Origin of the sequence: Microbacterium yannicii PS01, assembly GCF_000304335.1 — a bacterium.
GTDB lineage: Bacteria > Actinomycetota > Actinomycetes > Actinomycetales > Microbacteriaceae > Microbacterium > Microbacterium yannicii_A.
In genome coordinates this window covers 12,974-33,044 of sequence record NZ_CAJF01000041.1, presented here as the reverse complement: position 1 = coordinate 33,044, position 20,071 = coordinate 12,974, and the positions used below count along the sequence as shown (strand labels likewise).

Annotated in this window: 18 protein-coding genes and 3 tRNA genes; 11 read left to right on the top strand and 10 right to left on the bottom strand. The window is 69.2% G+C overall.

Annotation, left to right across the window (positions count from 1 at the left end; translation table 11 throughout):
• The 3 genes from dnaG to WYM_RS17375 form a co-directional block, all read left to right on the top strand.
• The coding region (gene dnaG / locus WYM_RS17385) for a DNA primase (protein ID WP_019182122.1) at positions 1-1,734 on the top strand (1,734 nt) is incomplete at its 5' end.
• Between the two features lie 50 nt (positions 1,735-1,784).
• Entirely contained in the window at positions 1,785-2,573 is a 789-nt protein-coding gene (locus tag WYM_RS17380; RefSeq protein ID WP_019182121.1) for an ATP-binding cassette domain-containing protein, read from the top strand.
• 75 nt (positions 2,574-2,648) lie between these two features.
• Positions 2,649-2,721, top strand: a tRNA-Asn gene (locus tag WYM_RS17375).
• Between the two features lie 69 nt (positions 2,722-2,790).
• Here the strand turns inward: WYM_RS17375 and def are convergent.
• Complete coding sequence (gene def / locus WYM_RS17370) at positions 2,791-3,357, bottom strand: peptide deformylase (protein ID WP_019182120.1); 567 nt, start codon at positions 3,355-3,357, stop codon at positions 2,791-2,793.
• Positions 3,358-3,399: 42 nt separating this feature from the next.
• On the opposite strand from def, the gene WYM_RS17365 reads away from it, so the two are divergent.
• Together WYM_RS17365 and WYM_RS17360 are read left to right on the top strand one after the other, a co-directional pair.
• Positions 3,400-4,488 carry a DMT family transporter gene (locus WYM_RS17365; protein ID WP_019182119.1) on the top strand — a complete coding sequence of 363 codons (1,089 nt, stop codon included), beginning with the start codon at positions 3,400-3,402 and terminating at the stop codon, positions 4,486-4,488.
• Between the two features lie 63 nt (positions 4,489-4,551).
• Positions 4,552-4,625, top strand: a tRNA-Ile gene (locus tag WYM_RS17360).
• Between the two features lie 220 nt (positions 4,626-4,845).
• Here the strand turns inward: WYM_RS17360 and WYM_RS17355 are convergent.
• Together WYM_RS17355 and WYM_RS17350 are read right to left on the bottom strand one after the other, a co-directional pair.
• Positions 4,846-5,052, bottom strand: a complete 207-nt coding sequence (locus WYM_RS17355; RefSeq protein WP_019182118.1) for a hypothetical protein — start codon at positions 5,050-5,052, stop codon at positions 4,846-4,848.
• Between the two features lie 99 nt (positions 5,053-5,151).
• A complete protein-coding gene (locus WYM_RS17350; protein ID WP_019182117.1) occupies positions 5,152-5,703 on the bottom strand; it encodes a hypothetical protein in 552 nt (183 codons plus the stop codon).
• 160 nt (positions 5,704-5,863) lie between these two features.
• On the opposite strand from WYM_RS17350, the gene WYM_RS17345 reads away from it, so the two are divergent.
• Entirely contained in the window at positions 5,864-7,081 is a 1,218-nt protein-coding gene (locus WYM_RS17345) for a sensor histidine kinase (RefSeq protein WP_237739448.1), read from the top strand.
• On the top strand, positions 7,078-7,680 hold the full coding sequence (locus WYM_RS17340) for a response regulator (protein WP_019182115.1): 603 nt from the start codon (positions 7,078-7,080) through the stop codon (positions 7,678-7,680). The genes WYM_RS17345 and WYM_RS17340 overlap by 4 nt, the downstream gene beginning before the upstream one ends.
• A 38-nt stretch (positions 7,681-7,718) precedes the next feature.
• Here the strand turns inward: WYM_RS17340 and WYM_RS17335 are convergent, their stop codons facing one another.
• The gene (locus WYM_RS17335) at positions 7,719-9,725 is read right to left on the bottom strand and encodes a DUF262 domain-containing protein (RefSeq protein WP_019182114.1); all 2,007 of its coding nucleotides are present in this window, start codon (positions 9,723-9,725) and stop codon (positions 7,719-7,721) included.
• 142 nt (positions 9,726-9,867) lie between these two features.
• Here WYM_RS17335 and WYM_RS17330 point away from each other — a divergent pair, with 142 nt between their 5' ends.
• Entirely contained in the window at positions 9,868-10,641 is a 774-nt protein-coding gene (locus WYM_RS17330) for a hypothetical protein (protein WP_019182113.1), read from the top strand.
• Between the two features lie 161 nt (positions 10,642-10,802).
• Positions 10,803-11,306, top strand: coding sequence for a DUF3145 domain-containing protein (locus WYM_RS17325; RefSeq protein WP_026059904.1), 504 nt, complete (start codon positions 10,803-10,805; stop codon positions 11,304-11,306).
• Between the two features lie 168 nt (positions 11,307-11,474).
• Here WYM_RS17325 and WYM_RS17320 read toward each other — a convergent pair whose 3' ends face one another.
• The 6 genes from WYM_RS17320 to aceE all read right to left on the bottom strand — a co-directional run bounded on the left by WYM_RS17320 (position 11,475) and on the right by aceE (position 19,121).
• A complete protein-coding gene (locus WYM_RS17320; RefSeq protein ID WP_019182111.1) occupies positions 11,475-12,713 on the bottom strand; it encodes a beta-ketoacyl-[acyl-carrier-protein] synthase family protein in 1,239 nt (412 codons plus the stop codon).
• A gap of 104 nt (positions 12,714-12,817) precedes the next feature.
• Positions 12,818-13,066, bottom strand: a complete 249-nt coding sequence (locus tag WYM_RS17315; protein WP_019182110.1) for an acyl carrier protein — start codon at positions 13,064-13,066, stop codon at positions 12,818-12,820.
• Between the two features lie 75 nt (positions 13,067-13,141).
• Positions 13,142-14,143, bottom strand: coding sequence for a beta-ketoacyl-ACP synthase III (locus WYM_RS17310; protein ID WP_019182109.1), 1,002 nt, complete (start codon positions 14,141-14,143; stop codon positions 13,142-13,144).
• Between the two features lie 10 nt (positions 14,144-14,153).
• Positions 14,154-15,065, bottom strand: coding sequence for an ACP S-malonyltransferase (locus tag WYM_RS17305; RefSeq protein WP_019182108.1), 912 nt, complete (start codon positions 15,063-15,065; stop codon positions 14,154-14,156).
• 100 nt (positions 15,066-15,165) lie between these two features.
• The gene (locus WYM_RS17300) at positions 15,166-16,383 is read right to left on the bottom strand and encodes a PucR family transcriptional regulator (RefSeq protein WP_019182107.1); all 1,218 of its coding nucleotides are present in this window, start codon (positions 16,381-16,383) and stop codon (positions 15,166-15,168) included.
• Between the two features lie 8 nt (positions 16,384-16,391).
• The gene (gene aceE / locus WYM_RS17295) at positions 16,392-19,121 is read right to left on the bottom strand and encodes a pyruvate dehydrogenase (acetyl-transferring), homodimeric type (RefSeq protein WP_019182106.1); all 2,730 of its coding nucleotides are present in this window, start codon (positions 19,119-19,121) and stop codon (positions 16,392-16,394) included.
• Positions 19,122-19,263: 142 nt separating this feature from the next.
• On the opposite strand from aceE, the gene WYM_RS17290 reads away from it, so the two are divergent.
• A tRNA-Val gene (locus WYM_RS17290) sits at positions 19,264-19,336 on the top strand.
• A 1-nt stretch (position 19,337) separates the two neighbouring features.
• Complete coding sequence (locus tag WYM_RS17285; protein WP_019182105.1) at positions 19,338-20,069, top strand: zinc ribbon domain-containing protein; 732 nt, start codon at positions 19,338-19,340, stop codon at positions 20,067-20,069.
• Positions 20,070-20,071 lie beyond the last annotated feature (2 nt).

The following is a 20,071-nucleotide window of genomic DNA, read 5'->3' as shown; positions in this document are numbered from 1 at the left end:
TTCCACGACGAGCGCAGCCCGAGCTTCAACGTCCGTCCGCAGGCCGGCTTCTACCACTGCTTCGGGTGCGGGGAATCGGGCGACGTGTACTCGTTCCTGCGCGCCATGGATCACGTCACCTTCACCGAAGCCGTCGAGCGCCTCGCCGCCCGCGTCGGCTACACGCTGCACTACGAGGACGGCGGAGCCGCCGCCCCCGAGAGCACAGGGCGCGCACGGCTGTACGCAGCGAATGCCGCAGCGGCGGAGTTCTTCCGCGGGCAGCTGGCCACGGGCGAGGCGGACGCCGCCCGTCGCTTCCTGGGTCAGCGCGGCTTCGACGCGGGTGCCGCGGCGCACTTCGGCGTGGGCTACGCGCCGAAAGGATGGTCGGGCATGCACTCCGCGCTGCGCGCGCAGGGGTACAGCGACGAGGAGCTCAGCTCGGCGGGACTCGTCTCGCAGGGCCAGCGAGGCGTGTACGACCGGTTCCGCGGGCGCGTGGTGTGGCCCATTCGAGACGTCACAGGTCAGGTCATCGGGTTCGGCGCTCGCCGTCTCTACGACGACGACAACGGGCCCAAGTACCTGAACACGCCCGAGACCGCGATCTACAAGAAGGCGCAGGTCCTGTACGGGCTCGACCTCGCCAAGCGCGACATCTCCCGCGCGCACCGGGTCGTCGTCGTCGAGGGCTACACCGACGTGATGGCCTGTCACCTCGCGGGGATCACTACGGCGATCGCGACGTGCGGCACCGCATTCGGCTCCGACCACATCACGATGCTGCGCCGCGTGATGGGCGACGATTCGACGGCGGGCGAGGTGGTCTTCACCTTCGATCCGGATGCCGCGGGTCAGAAGGCCGCGTTGCGCGCTTTCGCCGAGGCCAAGCGCTTCAACGCCCAGACCTACGTCGCGACCGGGCCCGAGGGTCTCGACCCGTGCGACCTCCGCCTGGCGCGGGGCGACGGCGCGGTGCGCGCGCTCATCGAGACGAAGGTCCCGATGGTCGAGTTCGTGCTCGACCAGCGCATCGCGGGCTACGACCTCGCCAGCGTCGAGGGTCGGGTCGGCGCCCTGCGGGCAGCTGCCCCGGTCGTCGCCGAGATGCGCGACCCGCTGCTGCAGCCGGAGTATGTGCGCGTGCTTGCTCGTCGCCTCGGCATGGACACCGAGGCGGTGCGCCGCGAGGTCGGCCACGCGGGCCGTGACGGCACCGGGGGACGCAGAGATGCAGCTCCGGGTCCGGCCTCTCGCGCACCGGCCGACGAGACGGCGATGCGTGTCTCGCTCGCATCATTGCCCAGGAATCCCGACGCGGTGCTCGAACGGAACGCCCTCATGGGTGTGCTGCAGTTCGGGCACCGCATGGACGCCGCCGTCGTGTCGCGTGCGCTGGAGCTTCCCTTCCGCCATCCCGCTCTGGACGCGGTCCGTGTGGCGGTCCTGGGCGCGCCCGACAAGCAGCGTCCCGGATGGGCGGTGGATGCCGTGTCGACCGTGCGAGAGCCGTACCGATCGCTCGCGGCCGAGCTCCTGGCCGGAGACTTCCCCGCGCTCAACGATGAGGAGGCCGTCGCCTCGTCCCACGACCTCGCCCGGCGCCTCGTCATGCGCGCGGTCGAGAGCGAGAAGAACGAACTGCTCGGCGCCATTCAGCGGGTGCCGGCCGATTCCGAGCAGGGTCGGGTCATCCGCCTGCGGCTTCGCGAGCTCGACGCCCAGCGGCAGTCACTCGTCGACCAGGCGTGAGGCGGTGCGCTCGGCTGGCGCACCTCGTCGGCGCACGGCAGGATGAACTCATGCCTCGTCGTCGAGAAGCCGATGTCGCGATCCGGTGCACCGATCTGTCGGTCGCCCGATCGGGACGCGGCAGTCACTCCCAGCGCGTGATCGACGGCGTCTCGTTCGTGCTGCCGCACGGTGGCACCCTCGCGATCATGGGGCCCACCGGCGCCGGAAAGTCGTCGCTGGCCGCCGTGCTCTCCGGAGCGGACGAGCCGGGGCTCGCAGTCGTCGGGGGCGACGCGCTCGTAGAGGGAATTCCGGTGCGACACCCGGGTCGCGACCACCGCCTGCTGACGTACTACACCGGCTATCTGCCTCAATCCGCCGGTGCCCGCCTGCCCGCACGACTCACGGTCGCCGAAGTCATCGGCGAGCCCATCACCAGCCGAGACCGGACGGTGAACCCGCGGGGTCTCGCGGTACGCGTCGCCAGCCTGCTGGACGAGCTGATGCTGCCGCTGGGCGCCGCGGCCAAATACCCGTACGAGCTCAGCGCGGGAATGCGCCAGAGGGTGGCGCTGGCCCGGGCACTGGTGCTGCAGCCGCGCGTGCTCCTGGCCGATGAGCCCTTCTCGAACCTCGACGTCGAGGTTCGGAAAGTGGCACGGGCCGCACTCGTGCGTCGACGCCGGGAGCTCGGCATGGCGATGCTGGTGGTCACGAATGAGCCCGACGTCGTGCGCGAGCTCGATGCCGATCTCCTCGTGCTCCGCGGCGGCCACGCCGTCGCTTTCGGGCATGGACCGGACGATCTTCTCTGGACTCCCAGCGCCGGCGCGGATCGACGACTCGTCAGCTCATGAATCGCCGCCGGATGTCATGAGCACCCCTTCGGCTTTGCTAATATAAACGGGTTGCCCGCACGAGAGTGCGGACATTCCTCCATAGCTCAATTGGCAGAGCAATCGGCTGTTAACCGATAGGTTCTTGGTTCGAGTCCAAGTGGGGGAGCGAAGGCCTCGGGGCTCCACCCTCGAGGCCTTCCTCATTTGGCGCGGCCGTCAGGGGCCGAAGGAAGCGTCAGGCGTCCAGGTCGTCGACTCCCGGCAGCCAGGCGGCACCCGGTCTGCCCCACCCGCGTTTGCGAGCGATCTTCTGAACGGTCTTCCAGTCGCCGTCGCCGAGGCGATCGACATAGAGGATGCCGTCGAGGTGGTCGAACTCGTGCTGCATGATCCGCGCGCGCCAGCCCGAGACCTGGATCCGCACCTTCTCGCCGTCCAGTCCGGTGCCCGTCACGAGCACTTCGTCGGATCGGCGCAGCGGGAACCGTTCGCCGGGGAACGAGAGACAACCCTCGGCCTCCTCGTCGGGATCGGGATCGCCCGGCTCGAGAGGACGCATCCACAGCTCGGGATTGACGATCGCGCCCCGCCACGGTCGATCTTCGTCGTCGACATAGGCGTACACGTAGATCCGCAGCGGCACGCCGACCTGCGGGGCGGCGAGCCCGACTCCGGGCGCCGTGTCCATGGTCTCGAACATGTCGTCGACGAGTGCGCGGACCTCATCCGTGATCTCGTCCACGCGTGATGCGGGGGAGTGGAGGACGGGATCGCCCATGATGCGAATCGGGAGAACAGCCACGCCTTGAGCCTATCGAGCGGTATCCCACGTTAGTGTCGGAGGGTGTGGTGGACGGTGGCTGAGCTCGAGGACGTCGGCGACCAGCTGGTCGGCGCGTTCCAGAATCCCGGCCTGCTGATCGGCATTCCGCTGGCCCTGCTGGGCGCGGTCTTCATGTCGTTCGGCGCCCAGTATCAGCACCGCGGCGTCACCAAGGTGGAGCAGATGAGCGGCGCGACGGCTCACCAAGGACTCGGGGCCGGCCAGCTGTTCAAACTGCTGTCGCGACCGTCATGGGTCATCGGGACGCTGATGCTGGCCGTCGCGATCCTCTGCCAGCTGTCGGCGCTCGCCGTGGCACCTCTGATCGTGGTCCAGCCGCTCGGCGCGATCGCGCTGGTCATCACGACGCTGCTGAACGCTCAGATCAGCGGACACCGTCCGACCAAGCGCTCGCTCATCGCGATCGGCGCCTGCGTGGGCGGGGTGTTCGTCTTCGTCACCATCGCGGCGCTGTTCGCGACCGAGAAGCCGGTGTCGAATCAGCAGCTGATCATCATCCTGATCCTGCTCGGCGTCGTGACGATCGTGTTCGCCGGCCTGTGGGCCTGGCTGCGCAAGCGCATGGGTGCGCTGTTCTACATCCTGGCTGCGGGCGTCATCTACGGATTCGTCGCCACACTCGCCAAGGTGGTCATCGAGCGCATCAAGGACAGCAACTTCGACTGGCTCACCGTCCTGTGCCTCGTCGCCCTCATCGTGGGTGCGATCGTCGGCGCGTACTTCGTGCAGACGGCCTACTCGTCGGGCCCCCCGGATCTCGTCGTCGCCGGCCTGACGGTGATCGATCCGATCGTCGCGATCCTCATCGGCCTTTTCGTGCTCGGTGAGGCCAGCGGCGCGCCGCTGTGGGTCTACATCGCCTTCGGTGTCGTGGGTGCTGTGGCCGTCTGGGGCGTCTTCCAGCTCGCCCGCTACCACCCGCAGATCGTCAGCGACAGCCAGGAGCTTCCGATCCAGCGGGGCAGCAGCGGAGATGCGACGGATGCCGCGCACCCGCGCACGGGGTCCGTGCGTGTCTCGGAGGCTGTTGCCAAGGTGTGGCCCGAGCCGCCCGTCAAGGATCCTGCGGACGACCCCGGGCACCGCTGAATCCCGTTGATCAGCGCGGGCCGCATCGCCGGCGACGATAAGCTCGAGGGGCGCACTCTGCGCGGGGCGGTGGCCAAGCTGGTCAAGGCAGCGGGCTCATAACCCGACGATCGTGGGTTCAAGTCCCACCCGCCCTACGAGTCGAGGCCGCCACTTCCCGAAGGGTTGTGGCGGCCTCGACTCGCAGGCGCGGTGTCGCGCGGATGCACTCGTGGGTAGGCCCCCGCCGCCGGAGGCTCCGCCCGCGACGAAGTCGCGAGCGGAGGGGAGGCGGGGACAAGTCCCACCCGCCCTACGAGTCGAGGCCGCCACTGCCCGAAGGGTTGTGGCGGCCTCGACTCGTAGGCGCGGGCTTGGTCAGGCGCCCATCGCGGAGCGGTGGGCGGCATCCATCTCGGCGGACTTCAGCTGCATGATGGCAAGGGCCTCTTGCACGGCGCCGAGGTCGGTCTCGATGTCGTCGTAGCGGTGAAGGAAGCCGTTCGCGTCGCGGACGGTGACGCTGACGAGCGCGTTCCCGTGGCGCGGCAGACGTGTCGTCGACCTCTTAGAGCGTGCAGGCATGCTGAGCGTTCCTTCCCGACTCCGAACCTACCGGCGACCACCGACGTCGACCGCGTGACGACACGCGGGATTCGGCGACGTCGGCACGTCGCATTCGGGTCAGCGCACGGCGGAGACGGCGGTGCCGACGATGACGGCCACGGCCGTCGTCCAGATGATGATCGCCGCGGCCTGCCAGACGAGGATACGCACCTTGCCGACGCCCGCCGCAGCAAGCATGGTCGCGGTGAACTGGGTCGGCAGCAGAAGCGGGCCGAGCAGGCTCACACCGGGCACCCCGTACCGCTCGAACGCCCGCTGGAACTTCGCCGCACGCGGAGTCGTCGGCTCAGCCTCTGGACTCGCATCGAATCCGGAGGCCCGAGGCTCGAGACCCTCCGGCACCGTCTGGCGGTCCCGCGTCCGGCTGCGGCGCGCAACCACCGCGCTGCGGGTGCGGGAACTGACGAGCACCAGCACCGCGACACAGAGGAAGTTGCCGACGACAGCCGCGACCACGGCGAGGACGGGCGGGATGCCGCCGATGATCCCGATGGTCGCGGCGCCCTCGCCTTCGATGAACGGGATGGCCCCCGCGGCGGCCACGATGAGCGGTTGAACGAACTCGGGCACTTGTGCGACGAGGTCTTGGAAAGTGTCGATGAGGCTCATGGCGGCTCCTGCCGGTCACGTGGTCGCCGGTCGGGCGCCACTGGGGGACGCATCAAGCTCACCCGACCCGCCGCGGCGGCGACAGTGTCGGCCTGTCACCGGCATACCGTCGCTTCGCACGCGCAACCGGTGACAAGTGTCATGGCCGTATGGTGGGGCCGTGACACGACGTGCCAAGCTCATGCAGGCTGCGCCGAACGGTGCCGAACGGGCAGCGGTGCAGGCGAGGCGCGACTTCACCGCGACGTGGTGGTACACGGTATGGGCCATCGTCTTCCTGGAGCTCCTGATCGTGCTGGTGTGGCTCGCGACGCTCCTCGACGCAGGTCTGCCGCCCGGCGTCCTTGTGACCCTGGGAGTCGGCGGCCTGGTGTGGCTGGCATCGACGCTGCCGCTGCTCTTGACCTATCGCCACCGAACGGATGCCGCGAGCCCGTCGAGCCGCTGGAGCTCACTGTGGCCGCTCATCGTGGCGATGGTCTTCGGCGCTGTTGCTGTCACCTTGACCGGCAGCTGGCTCCTGGGACTCGCGCCGCTCGCACAGTCCCTCATGCTGGTGTCCTGGCCGAGAGGCGTACGGCTTCGGGCGGTGCTCGCGGCGACGGTCCTGCTGGCATGTGCATGGTTCATCGACGCACGAGGCGTGTTCAGCGGCAGCTTGAGCGACGCGTCGGGATTGGCGCTCATGGGGTTCTACTCCACCACGCTTCCCGCCCTCACCGTGCTCTCTCTGTGGTGGTGGGATGTGCTCATGTCGCTGGAGTCGGCGCGGGCGTCCGCGGCACGGTTGGCGGCCACGCAGGAGCGCCTCCGCGTCGCCACGGATGTGCACGATCTGCAAGGCCACCATCTCCAGGTGATCGCCCTGCACCTCGAGCTGACCGAGAAGCTCCTCTCGCGCGACCCGGACGCTGCGCTGCAGACGCTGCGCACCGCCCGCAAGAGCGTCGATGAAGCCCGTCAGGGAACGCGCGACCTCGCGCTGCGCTTCCGCTCCGTTCCTCTGGCTGATGAGATCGCCAATGCTCGCGACCTGCTGGTCGCTGCCGGGATCACCACCGAGGCATCGGTCGGACCCGACGTCGACCGGGCTCCGGCTTCGGAGCTGGGCCCCGTGATCCGCGAGACGACGACGAATGTGCTGCGCCACGGCGGAGGTCGCCGCGCGCGTCTCTCGCTGGCACGAGTCGGGGGTGACTGGCGGTACGAGATCTCGAATGACGTCGCGCCTCACGCTCCCGATGCCGCGGGTGGCGCAGGCCTCCAGGGAATCGAGCGTCGCGTCGCCGAGGCGGGCGGCCGCCTCGAGGTGCGGCAAGGGAAAGAGGGCTTCGCGGTGACGGTCACGATCCCGGCGGAGCCGGCGGTCCTCCTGTGATCCGGGTCCTGCTCGCCGACGACGAGGCGATGATCCGCTCCGCGCTGGCAGCTCTCCTGAGACTCGAGCCCGACATCGACATCGTCGCCGAATGCGCGGACGGAGAAGCAGCCCTGGAGGCAGCGGCACGGCTTCAGCCCGACATCTGCCTGCTCGACCTCGAGATGCCCGGCCTCGACGGCGTCGAAGTCGCCCAGCGGCTGAGCAGGACGACGAGGACGAGATGCATCGTGGTCACCCGTCATGCCAGGCCGGGGGTGCTGCGGCGTGCCCTCGCGTCCGGCGTGGCAGGCTTCCTCCCCAAGTCTCGCGACGCCGATGAGGTCGCCGCGGTCATCCGCCGCGTCGCCGCCGGCGGCCGCTACGTCGACCCGGAGGTCGCTGCCGATGCGCTCAGCGACGCGCGCAGCCCGCTGACCGACCGGGAGTGCGACGTACTGCGTGCGGGTGCGCACGGAGAGACGACCAGCCACATCGCCCGCGCGCTGTCGCTCGCGCCGGGAACCGTGCGCAACCACATCTCGGCGATCCTCGGAAAGCTGGGCGTCCAGACGCGACAGCAGGCCGTCCTGCTCGCGCAGGAACGCGGTTGGATCTGACAGCGGAGTGAGCCGGTGAGAGCGGCGTCGCCGCGTCCTCACATCGCGTCGCCGATGTACGAGTACTTGACGAAGACCTCGGGCGCCAGGCCCGCCTCGTCGAGCACCCCTTGCACGGCGCTGAGCATGTAGCTCGAGTCCCACCCCATGTAGAGCGAATGATCGTCGTCGAGACGATCCCACTGCCCGTTCCATGACTCCGCCGTGTATACGGGGCCGCCGCGCCGGGCGCTGTAGGTCAGCACGGACCCACGGGAGTCCGCCCACAGCCGCTTGAAGATGCGGTTGAAGAGGTGCTTGACGTCGTGCACCTCCCAGTGCTCACCGCAGTACTCCACGTACGACCACTCCCGCTGCCAGCCTGCGGGCCAGCCACGACGGCGCACCGCGTCGAGGATCGGAGTGAGACCGTCGTCGTCGATCGCAGGCCCGCCTGGCCGCCGCCAGATCTCCACGAATCGGGCCGTGAGCAGCTGGGAGCGGGCCGCGATCGCCGCGGTGCCCCAGGACGGCGCCTTCGCGAGATCCGCCGTCGCCGGGACCGCGCTGCGGGCGTACAGTGCCTTCTTCTCCGGGAAGGAGCGGTCGAACGCCCGCTGGGCGAGCTCTTCCTCGAGGACCGTCAGATTCCCGAGCGTCTTCGCGAGCGCCCGGTGGCTGTTCTGCTCGTCCTCGCTGTACGCGGCCCACGTGCGGACTCCGTCACCCGACCAGGCGTCGCCCGGCGCGAGCGGGAAGACGTGCTCGAGATCGAGTTCGCCCGTTCCGTCGACGCCGGCGATCCGGCCGAGGATGTAGCTCGCGTGGGGGAGCTCGGAGTACTTGAGCGCGACAGCGACCCGCTCGTCGGAGGGTGTGATGCGCGAGATCGCGGTGACGAGCTCCTCGGGGCCGCCCTCGCGTGCGCGGCAGAGCCGGGCGACGAGCCGGTCGACGCCGGTGCCGACCACGGACCGGCGCACGAGCAGCGCCTGCACCATCTCGAGCGTCGCCAGCAGTTCTGCACGATCGAGCGTCCCGAGCTCGAAGTCGCGATACGCCCGCATCACCAGCGGATACATCTTCGAGCCGAAAGTGTTCAGGTATCCCAGGTGACGCGCGATCTCGGCATCCGGAGCCTGGCTCGGCTGCAGAAGCGTGCGGTAGACGCGCGACAGCGCACGCCACTCGTCGGCCGCGCGCAGCAGGTCGGCGTACTCCCACCGGGGGAACACGTGACGGAAGGCGTCGTACACTCCGCGTCCGCCCACGATCGTGACCTCGCGCCCGGTCGTCATCGTGAGGTACTGCCGCCAGAAGTCGGCGATCGCTTCGCCGGTGTTCTGCTCGATGGGCTGCCAGTAGGCGGACTCGATCTCACGCTGCTGCGCGTGGGTGAGCCCCATCAGCACGTAGTTGTGGATCAGCTCGTGATCGCGCAGCGGCTCACCCGTCGAGTTGAGGCTCTCGAAGATCTGCTGCGCGTTCGCTCCCGCGCCGAGGGTGATGGCCACGTGCTCGAGCTTCTGCAGGCCTCGCCAGATGCGCGGCGCCTCGTCGAGGCTGATCTGGCTGCGGAAGAATGCGTAGTTGTCGTCGAACCGGGAGTCGCGCTGCTCGGTGTCGGACAGCGGCAGATCGAGCACCACCCGCTCGAACACCGCCGCCCAGGCCTGGTGGGGACGCAACTTGGTGCGCGATCGATCCTTCGCGTGGACGAGCACGCGCTGCAGCTCGTCGGCCATCGCCGGCTCGACGTCGCGGACGGTATGGTGCAGCGCCGCGACGAGGAGCATCAGCGTCGTCGTCCGCTGCTGCCCGTCGATCAGGACGAGCTCGGCGTCCTCGCCCTGACCACTGGCCGAGGAGAGGACGGAGCCGATGAAGTGCATGTGCCGATCGTCGAGGTCGGCGACCGCGCGGATGTCGGCGAGAAGCTGCTCGCACGCGCCGATATCCCATCGATACTGCCGCTGATAAACAGGGACGACGATCGTCCGATCCGCCGCCGACAGCCATCCGATCGTGTTGACAGCGGTCGCGTCGACATTCGTGGCAGTCACCATGGCTCCTCAAGTCTACGGTCCGAGTCCTCGCACCAGCCGAAGGCGGCCGGCCACCGGGGGGCGTTTCGAGCCGCGAGGTAGGCTTGCCTAAGTTGGGCCTGTAAAAACGTGCTGGCCCGCTGACCGAAAGGCATGATTCGTCATGGGTTACATCAAGTCCGCCGCCCTCGAGGAGACCGGCTTCGTCGTGCTCGATCCCTACGACAGGGAGATCGACCCGAAGGAGTGGCTCGACATCGAGTACGTCGATTGGAAGTCCTCGGGAGACACCCGATTCGCACCGCTCGCCAGCGCTTTCGGCGAGATTGAGTGCAACGGGTTCTGGAACCACACGCCGCCGCGCACCGACAAGGACGGCGTCTGGATCCCGTCGCAGGTCGAGAAGGCACCGACGCTCACCGAGCGTGCACAGGAGCCCGGCGCCAACGTGGGACGCTGCCGCATCATCGAGCTGCAGCCGAACACCTACGCCGACTGCCTCTACAACCTGCACCAGGACGACAACAACCGGCTCAACCCCGACGGCACCGGCTGGGTCGTGCGCGGCTTCTTCAACCTGACCGACGACAAGGACAGCTTCTTCGTCCTTCGTGAGAACCGCACCGATCCGAGCGTGGAGTACCGCATCGCCCTGCCCGCGGGAGCGCAGCTGATCATCGACACCCAGCGCCTGTGGCACGCGGCGACGCACCGCGGCGACGAGCCACGCTACTGCCTCATCACCTCCTGGGAGTCGGGCTCCGAGCTCGACGCCTACATCGCGAAGTACAACGGCAAGCCGACGACCGACTACGTCGAGGTCGCGCAGGACGAGCTCGAGGCCGGTCAGGCCGAGCAAGCCCGCCGCGACGCGGCGCGTGCGGCGTACTACGCGGCGAAGGGCAAGGCCGCGGTTCAGGCGATGAGCGAGGCCTGATACAGCCCGTCTGAGACACCACCGGAGGGCGGTCGAATCACACACTTGTGATTCGACCGTCCTCTGGGCATAATGGCGACAGCACAACCGAAAAGCACGTCGCGAGGATCACCGTCGCAATCAGGTCGTTGGGGAAGACGCACCTGATGAACGGAGAGATCATGGCGACACCCCAGGCGCGTGGAGTGATCTATATTCACTCCGCGCCACGCGCGTTGTGCCCCCACCTCGAGTGGGCGGTCGGTCGTGCCCTTGGGCGGGCGGTCAGCTTCGACTGGGCGGATCAGCCCGTCCTGGCGGGCAGTCGCCGTACCGAGTTCTACTGGGAGGCCGCTGCCGGAACCGGCGCCGCCCTCGCCACGGCGATCCGCGGGTGGGAGCACCTGCGCTTCGAGGTGACGGAGGATCCGACGCCCCGCAGCGACGGCGGCCGCTGGCTGCACACGCCCGGACTCGGCATCCACTACGCCCAGACCGACTCGGCCGGCAACGTCGTCATCGGCGAGGATCGCGTGAGGTACGCGCTGGACATCGCCGGCGGCGACGCGTTCGAGCTGCAGCGCGAGCTCCAGGTCGCCCTCGGCGCCGCGTGGGACGAAGAACTCGAGCCCTTCCGCCACGCCAGCGACGACGCACCGGTCGTCTGGCTGCACAAGGTGGGGTGAGGGCGAGGGGTTGTCAGGCGCGGCGAGGCGCGATTACCGGATGCCGGTGACCTGACTCCTGGCGCTGAGAAAGCGAATCGCCGCCGCCTGATACGACCGGACGCCTTCGGATCGTTCCCTGAGCTTGTCAGGGGTCTCCGGGGGCGTCTTCGTCTGTCGTTGGGGCGGTTACGCCGAGGCGAACGCGGCGACCGCGTTGTGGCCGCCGAAGCCGAACGAGTTGCTGATCGCCAGCTGAGGCGCGTCCGCGAGGGGCACCACGGAGCCGGAGATGCGGAACGGGATCTCGGGGTCCTGCGTGGTGATGTTGATGGTCGGGGGAGCGACGCGATCCCGCAGCGCGAGGATCGTGAAGATCGCCTCGAGCGCTCCCGTACCGCCCAGAAGGTGGCCGGTGGAGGCCTTCGTCGCCGAGACCGGGATCTCGTCGACGCGAGCCCCGAACACGGCCCGGAGCGCCTGGTACTCGTTCGGATCGCCGACCGGGGTGGAGGTGGCATGCGCATTGATATGCGTCACGTCATCGGGCGAGGCATCCGCCATCTCCAGCGCCATGCGCACCGCGCGGGCGGCGCCGAGGCCCTCCGGGTCGTTGGCGGTGATGTGGTACGAGTCAGCGGTGACGCCGCCGCCGACCACCACGCCGTAGATCTTCGCGCCGCGAGCGCGTGCGTGCTCCTCGGTCTCGAGGATGAGGGCACCCGCCCCCTCGCCCATGACGAAGCCGTCGCGGTCGACGCTGCAGGGCCGCGACGCGGTCGCCGGCTCGTCGTTGCGCCGCGAGAGCGCCTGCATGGATGCGAACGATGCGATCGTGATCGGGTGGATCGCCGACTCGGTACCGCCCGCGATGACGACGTCCGCCAGGCCGGCACGGATGTGCTCGACCGCGTTGACGATCGACTCGGTGCTCGAGGCGCACGCGCTGGCCACCGTGCGGGCGTAGGCACGGGCGCCGAAGTGCAGCGAGAGGTTGCCCGCGGCGGCGTTCGGCATCAGCATGGGCACCGTCATCGGCATGACGCGCCGCGGACCCTTCTCACGCAGCGTGTCCCACGCGTCGAGCAGAGTCCATACGCCGCCGATGCCGGTGGCGAAGTCGACGCCGAGCCGCTCGGGCTCCACATCGGGGCTTCCGGCATCCGCCCATGCTTCCATGGCCGCCACCATCGCGAACTGCGACGCGGGGTCCAGACGCCTAGCGATCGGGCGATCGAGGACGGTGTCGGGCCGCACCTTAGCCTGGGCCGCGAACGTGACGGGAAGCTGGTACTTCTCGACCCAGTCATGCTCGAGGGTGCGGGTGCCGGAGGCGCCGTCCAGAAGCGCCGACCAGCTCTCGGGTGCGGTGCCGCCCAGGGGCGACGACGCGCCGATGCCGGTGACGACGATGCGGGAGTTGCTCATGTGGTCCAAGGTCCTCGAAGGTGAGCCGGTGGGGGCCGCAGCCCCCACCGGAGGGTCTCGCATCAGCGAGCCGGGGTGTGGGGCCGAGCCCCACCGGGGACTGCTTACGCCTGGTTCGACGTGATGTAGGTGACGGCGTCGCCGACGGTCTTGAGGTTCTTGACCTCATCGTCGGGAATCGTGACGCCGAACTTCTCCTCGGCGTTGACGACGATCGTCATCATCGAGATCGAGTCGATGTCGAGGTCGTCGGTGAACGACTTCTCGAGCGCGACCTCGTCGGCCGAGATCCCGGTCTCGTCGGTGATGAGCTCGGCCAGGCCGGCGAGGACCTCGTCGGTGGTGAATGCCATGGGTTTCTCCTGTTTCTCGGGGGTTTCGAGAGCCCGGGCGGGCCGGGTCTCAGTCTAGAGTCGGGGGCGGTGGGGTCACGGAAGCACGACGACCTGCGCGCCGAACACGAGTCCGGCGCCGAAGCCGATCTGCAGCGCGAGGCCGCCGCTGAGCTCCGGGTGCTCTTCGAGCAGCCGGTGCGTGGCGAGCGGGATGGATGCCGCCGACGTGTTGCCTGTGGTCTCGATGTCGCGGCCGATCGCCACGGTCTCGGGCAGGCCCAGCTGTTTCGCGAACTCGTCGATGATGCGCATGTTCGCCTGGTGCGGCACGAAGGCGGCGAGATCGGATGCCTCGACCCCGGCGGCTTCGAGCGCCTGCCGAGCGACCTTCACCATCTCCCACACCGCCCACCGGAAGACCGTCGGGCCCTCCTGGCGCAGCGTGGGCCATGGAGCGAGGCCGTCTCGGAACTCTGTGAGGGTGTGGTTCATCCCGACGGCGTCGGCCTTCGAGCCGTCCGATCCCCACACGGTGGGCCCGATGCCGGGCGTGTCGCTCGGTCCGATTACGGCTGCGCCGGCTCCGTCGCCCAGCAGGAACGAGATGCTGCGGTCGGTGGGATCGACGACATCGCTCAGCTTCTCGGCGCCGATGACGACCGCATAGGTGGCAGCGCCCGCCCGGATGAGCGCGTCCGCCTGCGCGACGCCATAGGCGAAGCCCGCGCACGCGGCGTTGAGGTCGTACGCCGCCGCCGGGTTCGCTCCCACACGGTCGGCGACGATCGCCGAGACGGACGGCGTCTGCTTGGGATTGCTGACCGTCGCGACGATGACGGCATCGACCTGTGCCGGGTCGACCCCGGACCGCTCGATGGCCTCACGCGCGGCATCCGTCGCGAGATCGATCGCGTCAGTCTCCGCCACGGCCCGCATGCGGGTCACGATTCCGGTGCGCTGACGGATCCACTCGTCGCTCGAGTCGATCGGGCCGATCAGGTCCGCGTTCGGAACGGCGATCTCACCTCGGGCGGCGCCGTAGGAGTAGATGCGCGTGTGCGCAGCGCCGGTGGGCTGGACGAGCATGCGGGTCATTTCTCTCCGGTCACGCGTCGGCGGCGAGGAGGGCGGTCGCCGCAGGAAGGTCGTCGGGCGTCTTCACGGCGACGGCGGGCACTCCCCGCAGTGCGCGCTTCGCGAGACCCACGAGCGTGCCCGCGGGAGACAGCTCGACGATTCCGGTCACCCCCGCGTCGGCGAAGGAGGACATGCAGAGGTCCCAGCGGACGGGCGAGGCGACCTGATCCACGAGGAGCTCGACGAAGGCGGCACCCGACGGGGCAGGAGCCCCGTCGCGATTGCTCCAGACCGTCACGGCCGAATCCAAGGCGGTCACCTGAGCGGCAGCGTCGCGAAGGACGTCGACGGCGGGTGCCATGTACCGGGTGTGGAACGCTCCAGCGACCTGCAACGGGATGACCCGGGTGCCGCCCACCGGCTCGGCGGCCAGAGCCCGCAGCGCCTCGACAGCACCGGCGACCACGAGCTGGCCGCCACCGTTGTAGTTCGCGGGCGCGAGGTCGAGTTCCTCGAGACGCGCGAGAACGGCGGCCTCGTCGCCGCCGATCACCGCGCTCATGCCGGTCTCGGCAGCTGCGGCGGCCTCCGCCATTGCTCGACCGCGGATGCCCACGAGGGTGAGCGCGTCCTGTTCGGTCAGGATGCCGGCGGCAGCAGCCGCGGCGAACTCGCCCACGGAGTGCCCCGCCACGCCACCGAAGCGGTCGCGGTCGGCGAGGGCGTTCCACGACAGGAGGCTGGCGGCCACGATGAGCGGCTGAGCGACCTGGGTGTCGCGAATCCGGTCGGCGTCCCACTCCGTACCGGCCGCGACGAGATCGACGCCGGACCACTCCGAGTAGCGGGACAGTCGCTCCTCGGCGCCGTCGACGGCGAGCCAGGGAGCGAGGAAGCCGGGGGACTGAGAGCCCTGGCCCGGGAAGACGGCGATTCTCACGGTTCCATCCTGTCAAGGATCAGGGGGCGGGTTCTGGCGACATCGTCACAAGAATCGCCGAGGGCTTTGTGCGTGCCGCACAGAGGAGGGAGCCGCCGCATCAGGCCGGCGTGCGGCGCAGCGTCGAGGGGCGCCGACGTGTGGCATCGGTTCCGATCGATCCGAGGACCAGTGCTGTCTGCAGGATGAGCGCCTCGCGGGGGCCTGTGGCATCCCAGCCGATCACCTCTGACACGCGCTTGAGGCGATAGCGGACGGTGTTGGGATGAACGAAGAGCTCGCGAGCGGTGGCTTCGAGAGACCGGCCGTTGTCGAGGTACGCCCATAGGGTCGCCACGAGGTCGGCACTGTGCGCCTGGAGCGGTCGGTAGATCCGCTCGACCAGGGTCTGCTTGGCCAGGGGGTCGCCCGCGAGGGCGCGCTCGGGAAGCAGATCATCCGCTTCGACAGGGCGGGGCGCGTGGCGCCACGCCCGAGCCACCGCGAAACCCGCGAGGGCGGCGCGCGCGCTCTGGCCCGCGTCCACGAGCGCGGGGACGGTGGGTCCCAGCACGAGGTATCCCGTTCCGAAGCCGGGCTCGAGCCGCTTGGCGATCTCGACGAAGGCCAGATCGACAGCCGGCTCGTCGGTTCGGGCCGCCCCCTCGGCCCGCCCCAGGACCAGCACCAGACGCGACCCCTGGACGCCGATCAGGACGTCGACGCCCAGCTTGCGCGCGGTGCGGCGCAGCTGATCGACGTCGAAGTGCGGCGGGGTCGTGCCCACAAGCACGGCGACCTCTCCGTGCCCGTGCCAGCCGAGCGCCGCGATGCGGCTGGGCAGTTCCTCGTCGGCTTCGCCCGTGAGGATCGAATCGACCACGAGCGCTTCCAGACGCGCGTCCCACAGGCCCCGGGCTTCGGCCGCACGGGCGTAGACGTCCGCCGCGGCGAAGGCGACCTCGCGGGAGTACAGCAGAATCGCCTCGCGCAGGTGCTCGCCCTTGCCGGCGACCCGCTCCTCGGTGACTTCGACCGTGACCCGGATGAGCTGCAGCGTCTGCTGCAGGCTCACACTGCGCAGCAGCTCACGGGGAGCGGCGGCGAAGATGTCGGACGCGATCCAGGGCGTCGACTCGGGATCGTCGTACCACTGGATGAACGATGTGATGCCCGCCTGCGCCACCAGCCCGACGGCGGAGCGGCGGGCCGGCGGCATCTCTGCGTACCACGGCAGGGTGTCTTCGAGTCGCTTGATGGTGACGGTGGCGATGTCGCCCGAGATGCGGCGCAGCCACGCGAGCGTCTCTTCCTTGTCCATCGAAGCGGTCGAAGGCATCGCCCGGGTCAGCTCTCGCCGCCCGAGTTCCCACTCGTTCCGGCGGTCACATCGTGCAGGCGGTACTTCTCGATGGCCTGTGCAGCAAGGCCGCGGTCGACGGTGCCGTCCGCTGCGAGGGCCTGCAGCGTCCGCACAACGATCGACGGGCCGTCGATCTTGAAGAATCGACGTGCCGCCGGGCGCGTGTCGGAGAAGCCGAAGCCGTCGGCCCCGAGGGTCACGAAGCGGTGCTGCACCCACGGGCGGATCTGGTCCTGCACAGCGTGCATGAAGTCGCTCACCGCGACGACGGGACCGGGGGTGTCCTTGAGCTTCTCGGTGACGTACGCCGTCTTGGGCTCTGCCTCCGGGTGGAGGAAGTTGTGCTCGTCGGCGGCGAGGCCGTCGCGGCGAAGCTCCGTCCACGAGGTGACCGACCACACGTCCGCCTGCACGCCCCAGTCGTCGCGGAGCAGCTGCTGCGCCTCGAGCGCCCACGGGACGCCGACACCGGACGCGAGGATCTGCGCACGCGGGCCGTCGCCCTCGGGCGACGAGATGCGGTGGATGCCGCGCACGATCCCGTCGACGTCCACATCGGCGGGCTCGACCGGCTGCACCAGCGGCTCGTTGTAGACCGTGAGGTAGTACATGACGTTGGGATCCGGGTGGTTCCCTCCGTACATGCGCTCGATGCCCGAACGCACGATGTGCGCGATCTCGTAGCCGTAGGCCGGGTCGTAGGAGACGGTGGCCGGGTTGGTCGACGCGAGCAGCTGCGAGTGCCCGTCGGCGTGCTGGAGTCCCTCACCGGTGAGCGTCGTGCGACCCGCGGTCGCGCCGATGATGAACCCGCGCGCCATCTGGTCGCCCGCGGCCCACTGCGCGTCGCCGGTGCGCTGGAAGCCGAACATCGAGTAGAAGACGTAGACGGGGATCAGCGGTTCGCCGTGCGTCGAGTAGGACGTGCCCGCCGCGGTGAACGCGGCGACCGCGCCGGCCTCGTTGATGCCGACGTGCAGGATCTGGCCCTGCGGGCTCTCCTTGTAGGCGAGGAGCAGCTCGCGGTCGACCGACGTGTAGTTCTGTCCGTGCGGGTTGTAGATCTTCGCGGTGGGGAAGTACGCGTCCATGCCGAACGTGCGAGCCTCGTCCGGGATGATCGGGACGATCCGGTGCCCGAAGTCCTTGGCCCGCAGGAGGTCCTTGAGCAGACGCACGAAGGCCATCGTCGTGGCGATCTCCTGCGTGCCCGAGCCCTTCTTCGGCAGCGCGTAGGCGTCGTCGCCGGGAAGCTGCAGCCCGACGTGGTGCGAGCGGCGCTCCGGCAGGAAGCCGCCGAGCTCCTTGCGGCGCTCCAGCATGTACTGGATCGTCTCGTCCTGGGGTCCCGGGTTGTAGTACGGCGGCTCGTACGGGTTCTCGTCGAGCTGCGCGTCGGTGATCGGGATCCGCATCGAGTCGCGGAAGTACTTGAGGTCCTGAAGGGTCATCTTCTTCATCTGGTGGGTCGCGTTGCGGCCCTCGAAGTGGTGACCGAGACCGTAGCCCTTGATGGTCTTGGCAAGGATGACCGTCGGCTGACCCTTGTGCTCGGCGGCGGCCTTGTACGCGGCGTAGACCTTGCGGTAGTCGAGCCCGCCGCGGCGGAGGCGACCCCAGATGTCCTCGTCCGACCAGTCCTTCACCAGCGCGGCGGTCCGCTCGTCACGACCGAAGAAGTGCTCGCGGATGAAGCCGCCGTCCTCGGCGCGGTACGTCTGGAAGTCGCCGTCGGGCGTGGTGTTCATGAGGTGCACGAGCGCACCGTCGACGTCCTTCGACAGCAGCTCGTCCCAGCCGCTGCCCCAGACGACCTTGATGACGTTCCAGCCGGCGCCGCGGAAGAAGCTCTCGAGCTCCTGGATGATCTTGCCGTTGCCGCGGACGGGGCCGTCCAGACGCTGGAGGTTGCAGTTGACGACGAAGGTCAGGTTGTCGAGGCCCTCGTTCGCCGCGACCTGCAGCTGGCCACGGCTCTCGACCTCGTCCATCTCGCCGTCGCCGAGGAAAGCCCACACCCGAGAGTCGGACAGATCCTTGATGCCGCGGTTCGTGAGGTACTTGTTCGTCATCGCCTGGTAGATGGCGTTGATCGGGCCCAGACCCATCGAGACCGTGGGGAACTGCCAGTACTCCGGCATGAGCCGAGGGTGCGGGTAGGAGGGCAGTCCGTCTGGCGCCTTCGACTTCTCCTGGCGGAATCCGTCGAGCTGCGTCTCTGTGAGGCGGCCCTCGAGGAACGAGCGGGCATAGATCCCGGGGGAGGCGTGGCCCTGGATGAAGACCTGGTCGCCGCCGTTGGGGTCGTCCAGGCCGCGGAAGAAGTGGTTGAAGCCGACTTCGTACAGCGACGCGGACGACGCGTACGTCGAGATGTGACCGCCGACGCCGATGCCGGGACGCTGTGCGCGGTGCACCGTGAGTGCGGCGTTCCAGCGGATCCACCGGCGGTAGCGCCGCTCGAGCTCCTCGTCACCGGGGAACTCGGGCTCGTTGTCGGGCGCGATGGTGTTGATGTAGTCGGTAGTGGGCACCTGCGGCACATTGAGCTGAAGCTCGTGCGAGGTCTGCAGCAGGCTGAGCATGATCTCGCGCCCGCGCCCGTGGCCCTTGGCCTGCACGAGCTGCTGCAGGGATTCCTGCCACTCGGCGGTCTCATCGGGATCGCTGTCGAGGGGGTCCTGCGAGTACGGATCCTGATCGTTGACAGTCACAGATGACCTTTCGTCGTCTGGCAGATCGTGCCAGGGAATGGCTACCGGAACGGGGCGGGCTTTGTCAGCCCTGCACAACGCACCGCCTGCCAGCCTACCGAGTTCGGGACGGTGCGGACGCACCTCGTAGACTGTCGGCCATGGGCCTTTAGCTCAGCTGGTAGAGCGCCACGTTTACACCGTGGATGTCGTCGGTTCGATCCCGGCAGGGCCCACGTGAACGCCAGCCCCGCAGATCAGCGTCGCCTCGTCGACGTCGCCCAGCTCGACGAGCGCATCGTCCAGGCCGATCGCGCCCGCAAGAATCCTCCGCAGGCCGCGCGGGTGCAGGAGCTGCTGGCGCGCCGGCAGCAGCTCTCACAGGAGCTCACCACCCGGCTGGGCCTGCGTGACGACCTGCGCACCGAGCTGTCGCGCATCGAATCCGACGTCGCCGTGGTCGACGCCCGCGCGGCGCGCGACGCCGCGCGCCTCGCCGGTTCGAGCAACTCCAAAGAGGCGCAGGGGTTCGAGAGCGAGCTCGCCGCCCTCGCGCGCCGCAAGAGCGATCTGGAGGACGCGGAGCTCGCGCTCATGGAGCGTCTCGAGCTGGCCGACGCCGCCGTCGCAGAGCAGGAGGCGCTCATCGCCGCGACCAACGCCGAGGGCGCTGAGCTCAGCGGCGAGGCCAAGCGGGCGGTCGCCGAGGCGACCGCGGCCTTCGACGGGGCCACGCGGGATCGCGCCGCCCTGGCCGGCTCCGTGCCCGCCGATCTGCTCGCCATGTACGACCGGATCGCGGCGCGCGGCACGGGAGCCGCGCTGCTGCGCGCTCGCACGTGCGAGGGGTGCCGCATGGTTCTCGCAGGTACCGACCTCCAGGCGCTCCGCCAGGCGCCCGACGACGCTGTGGTGACGTGCCCGGAATGCGGCTGCATCCTCGTCCGCGACGGAGAGTCCGGCCTGTGACC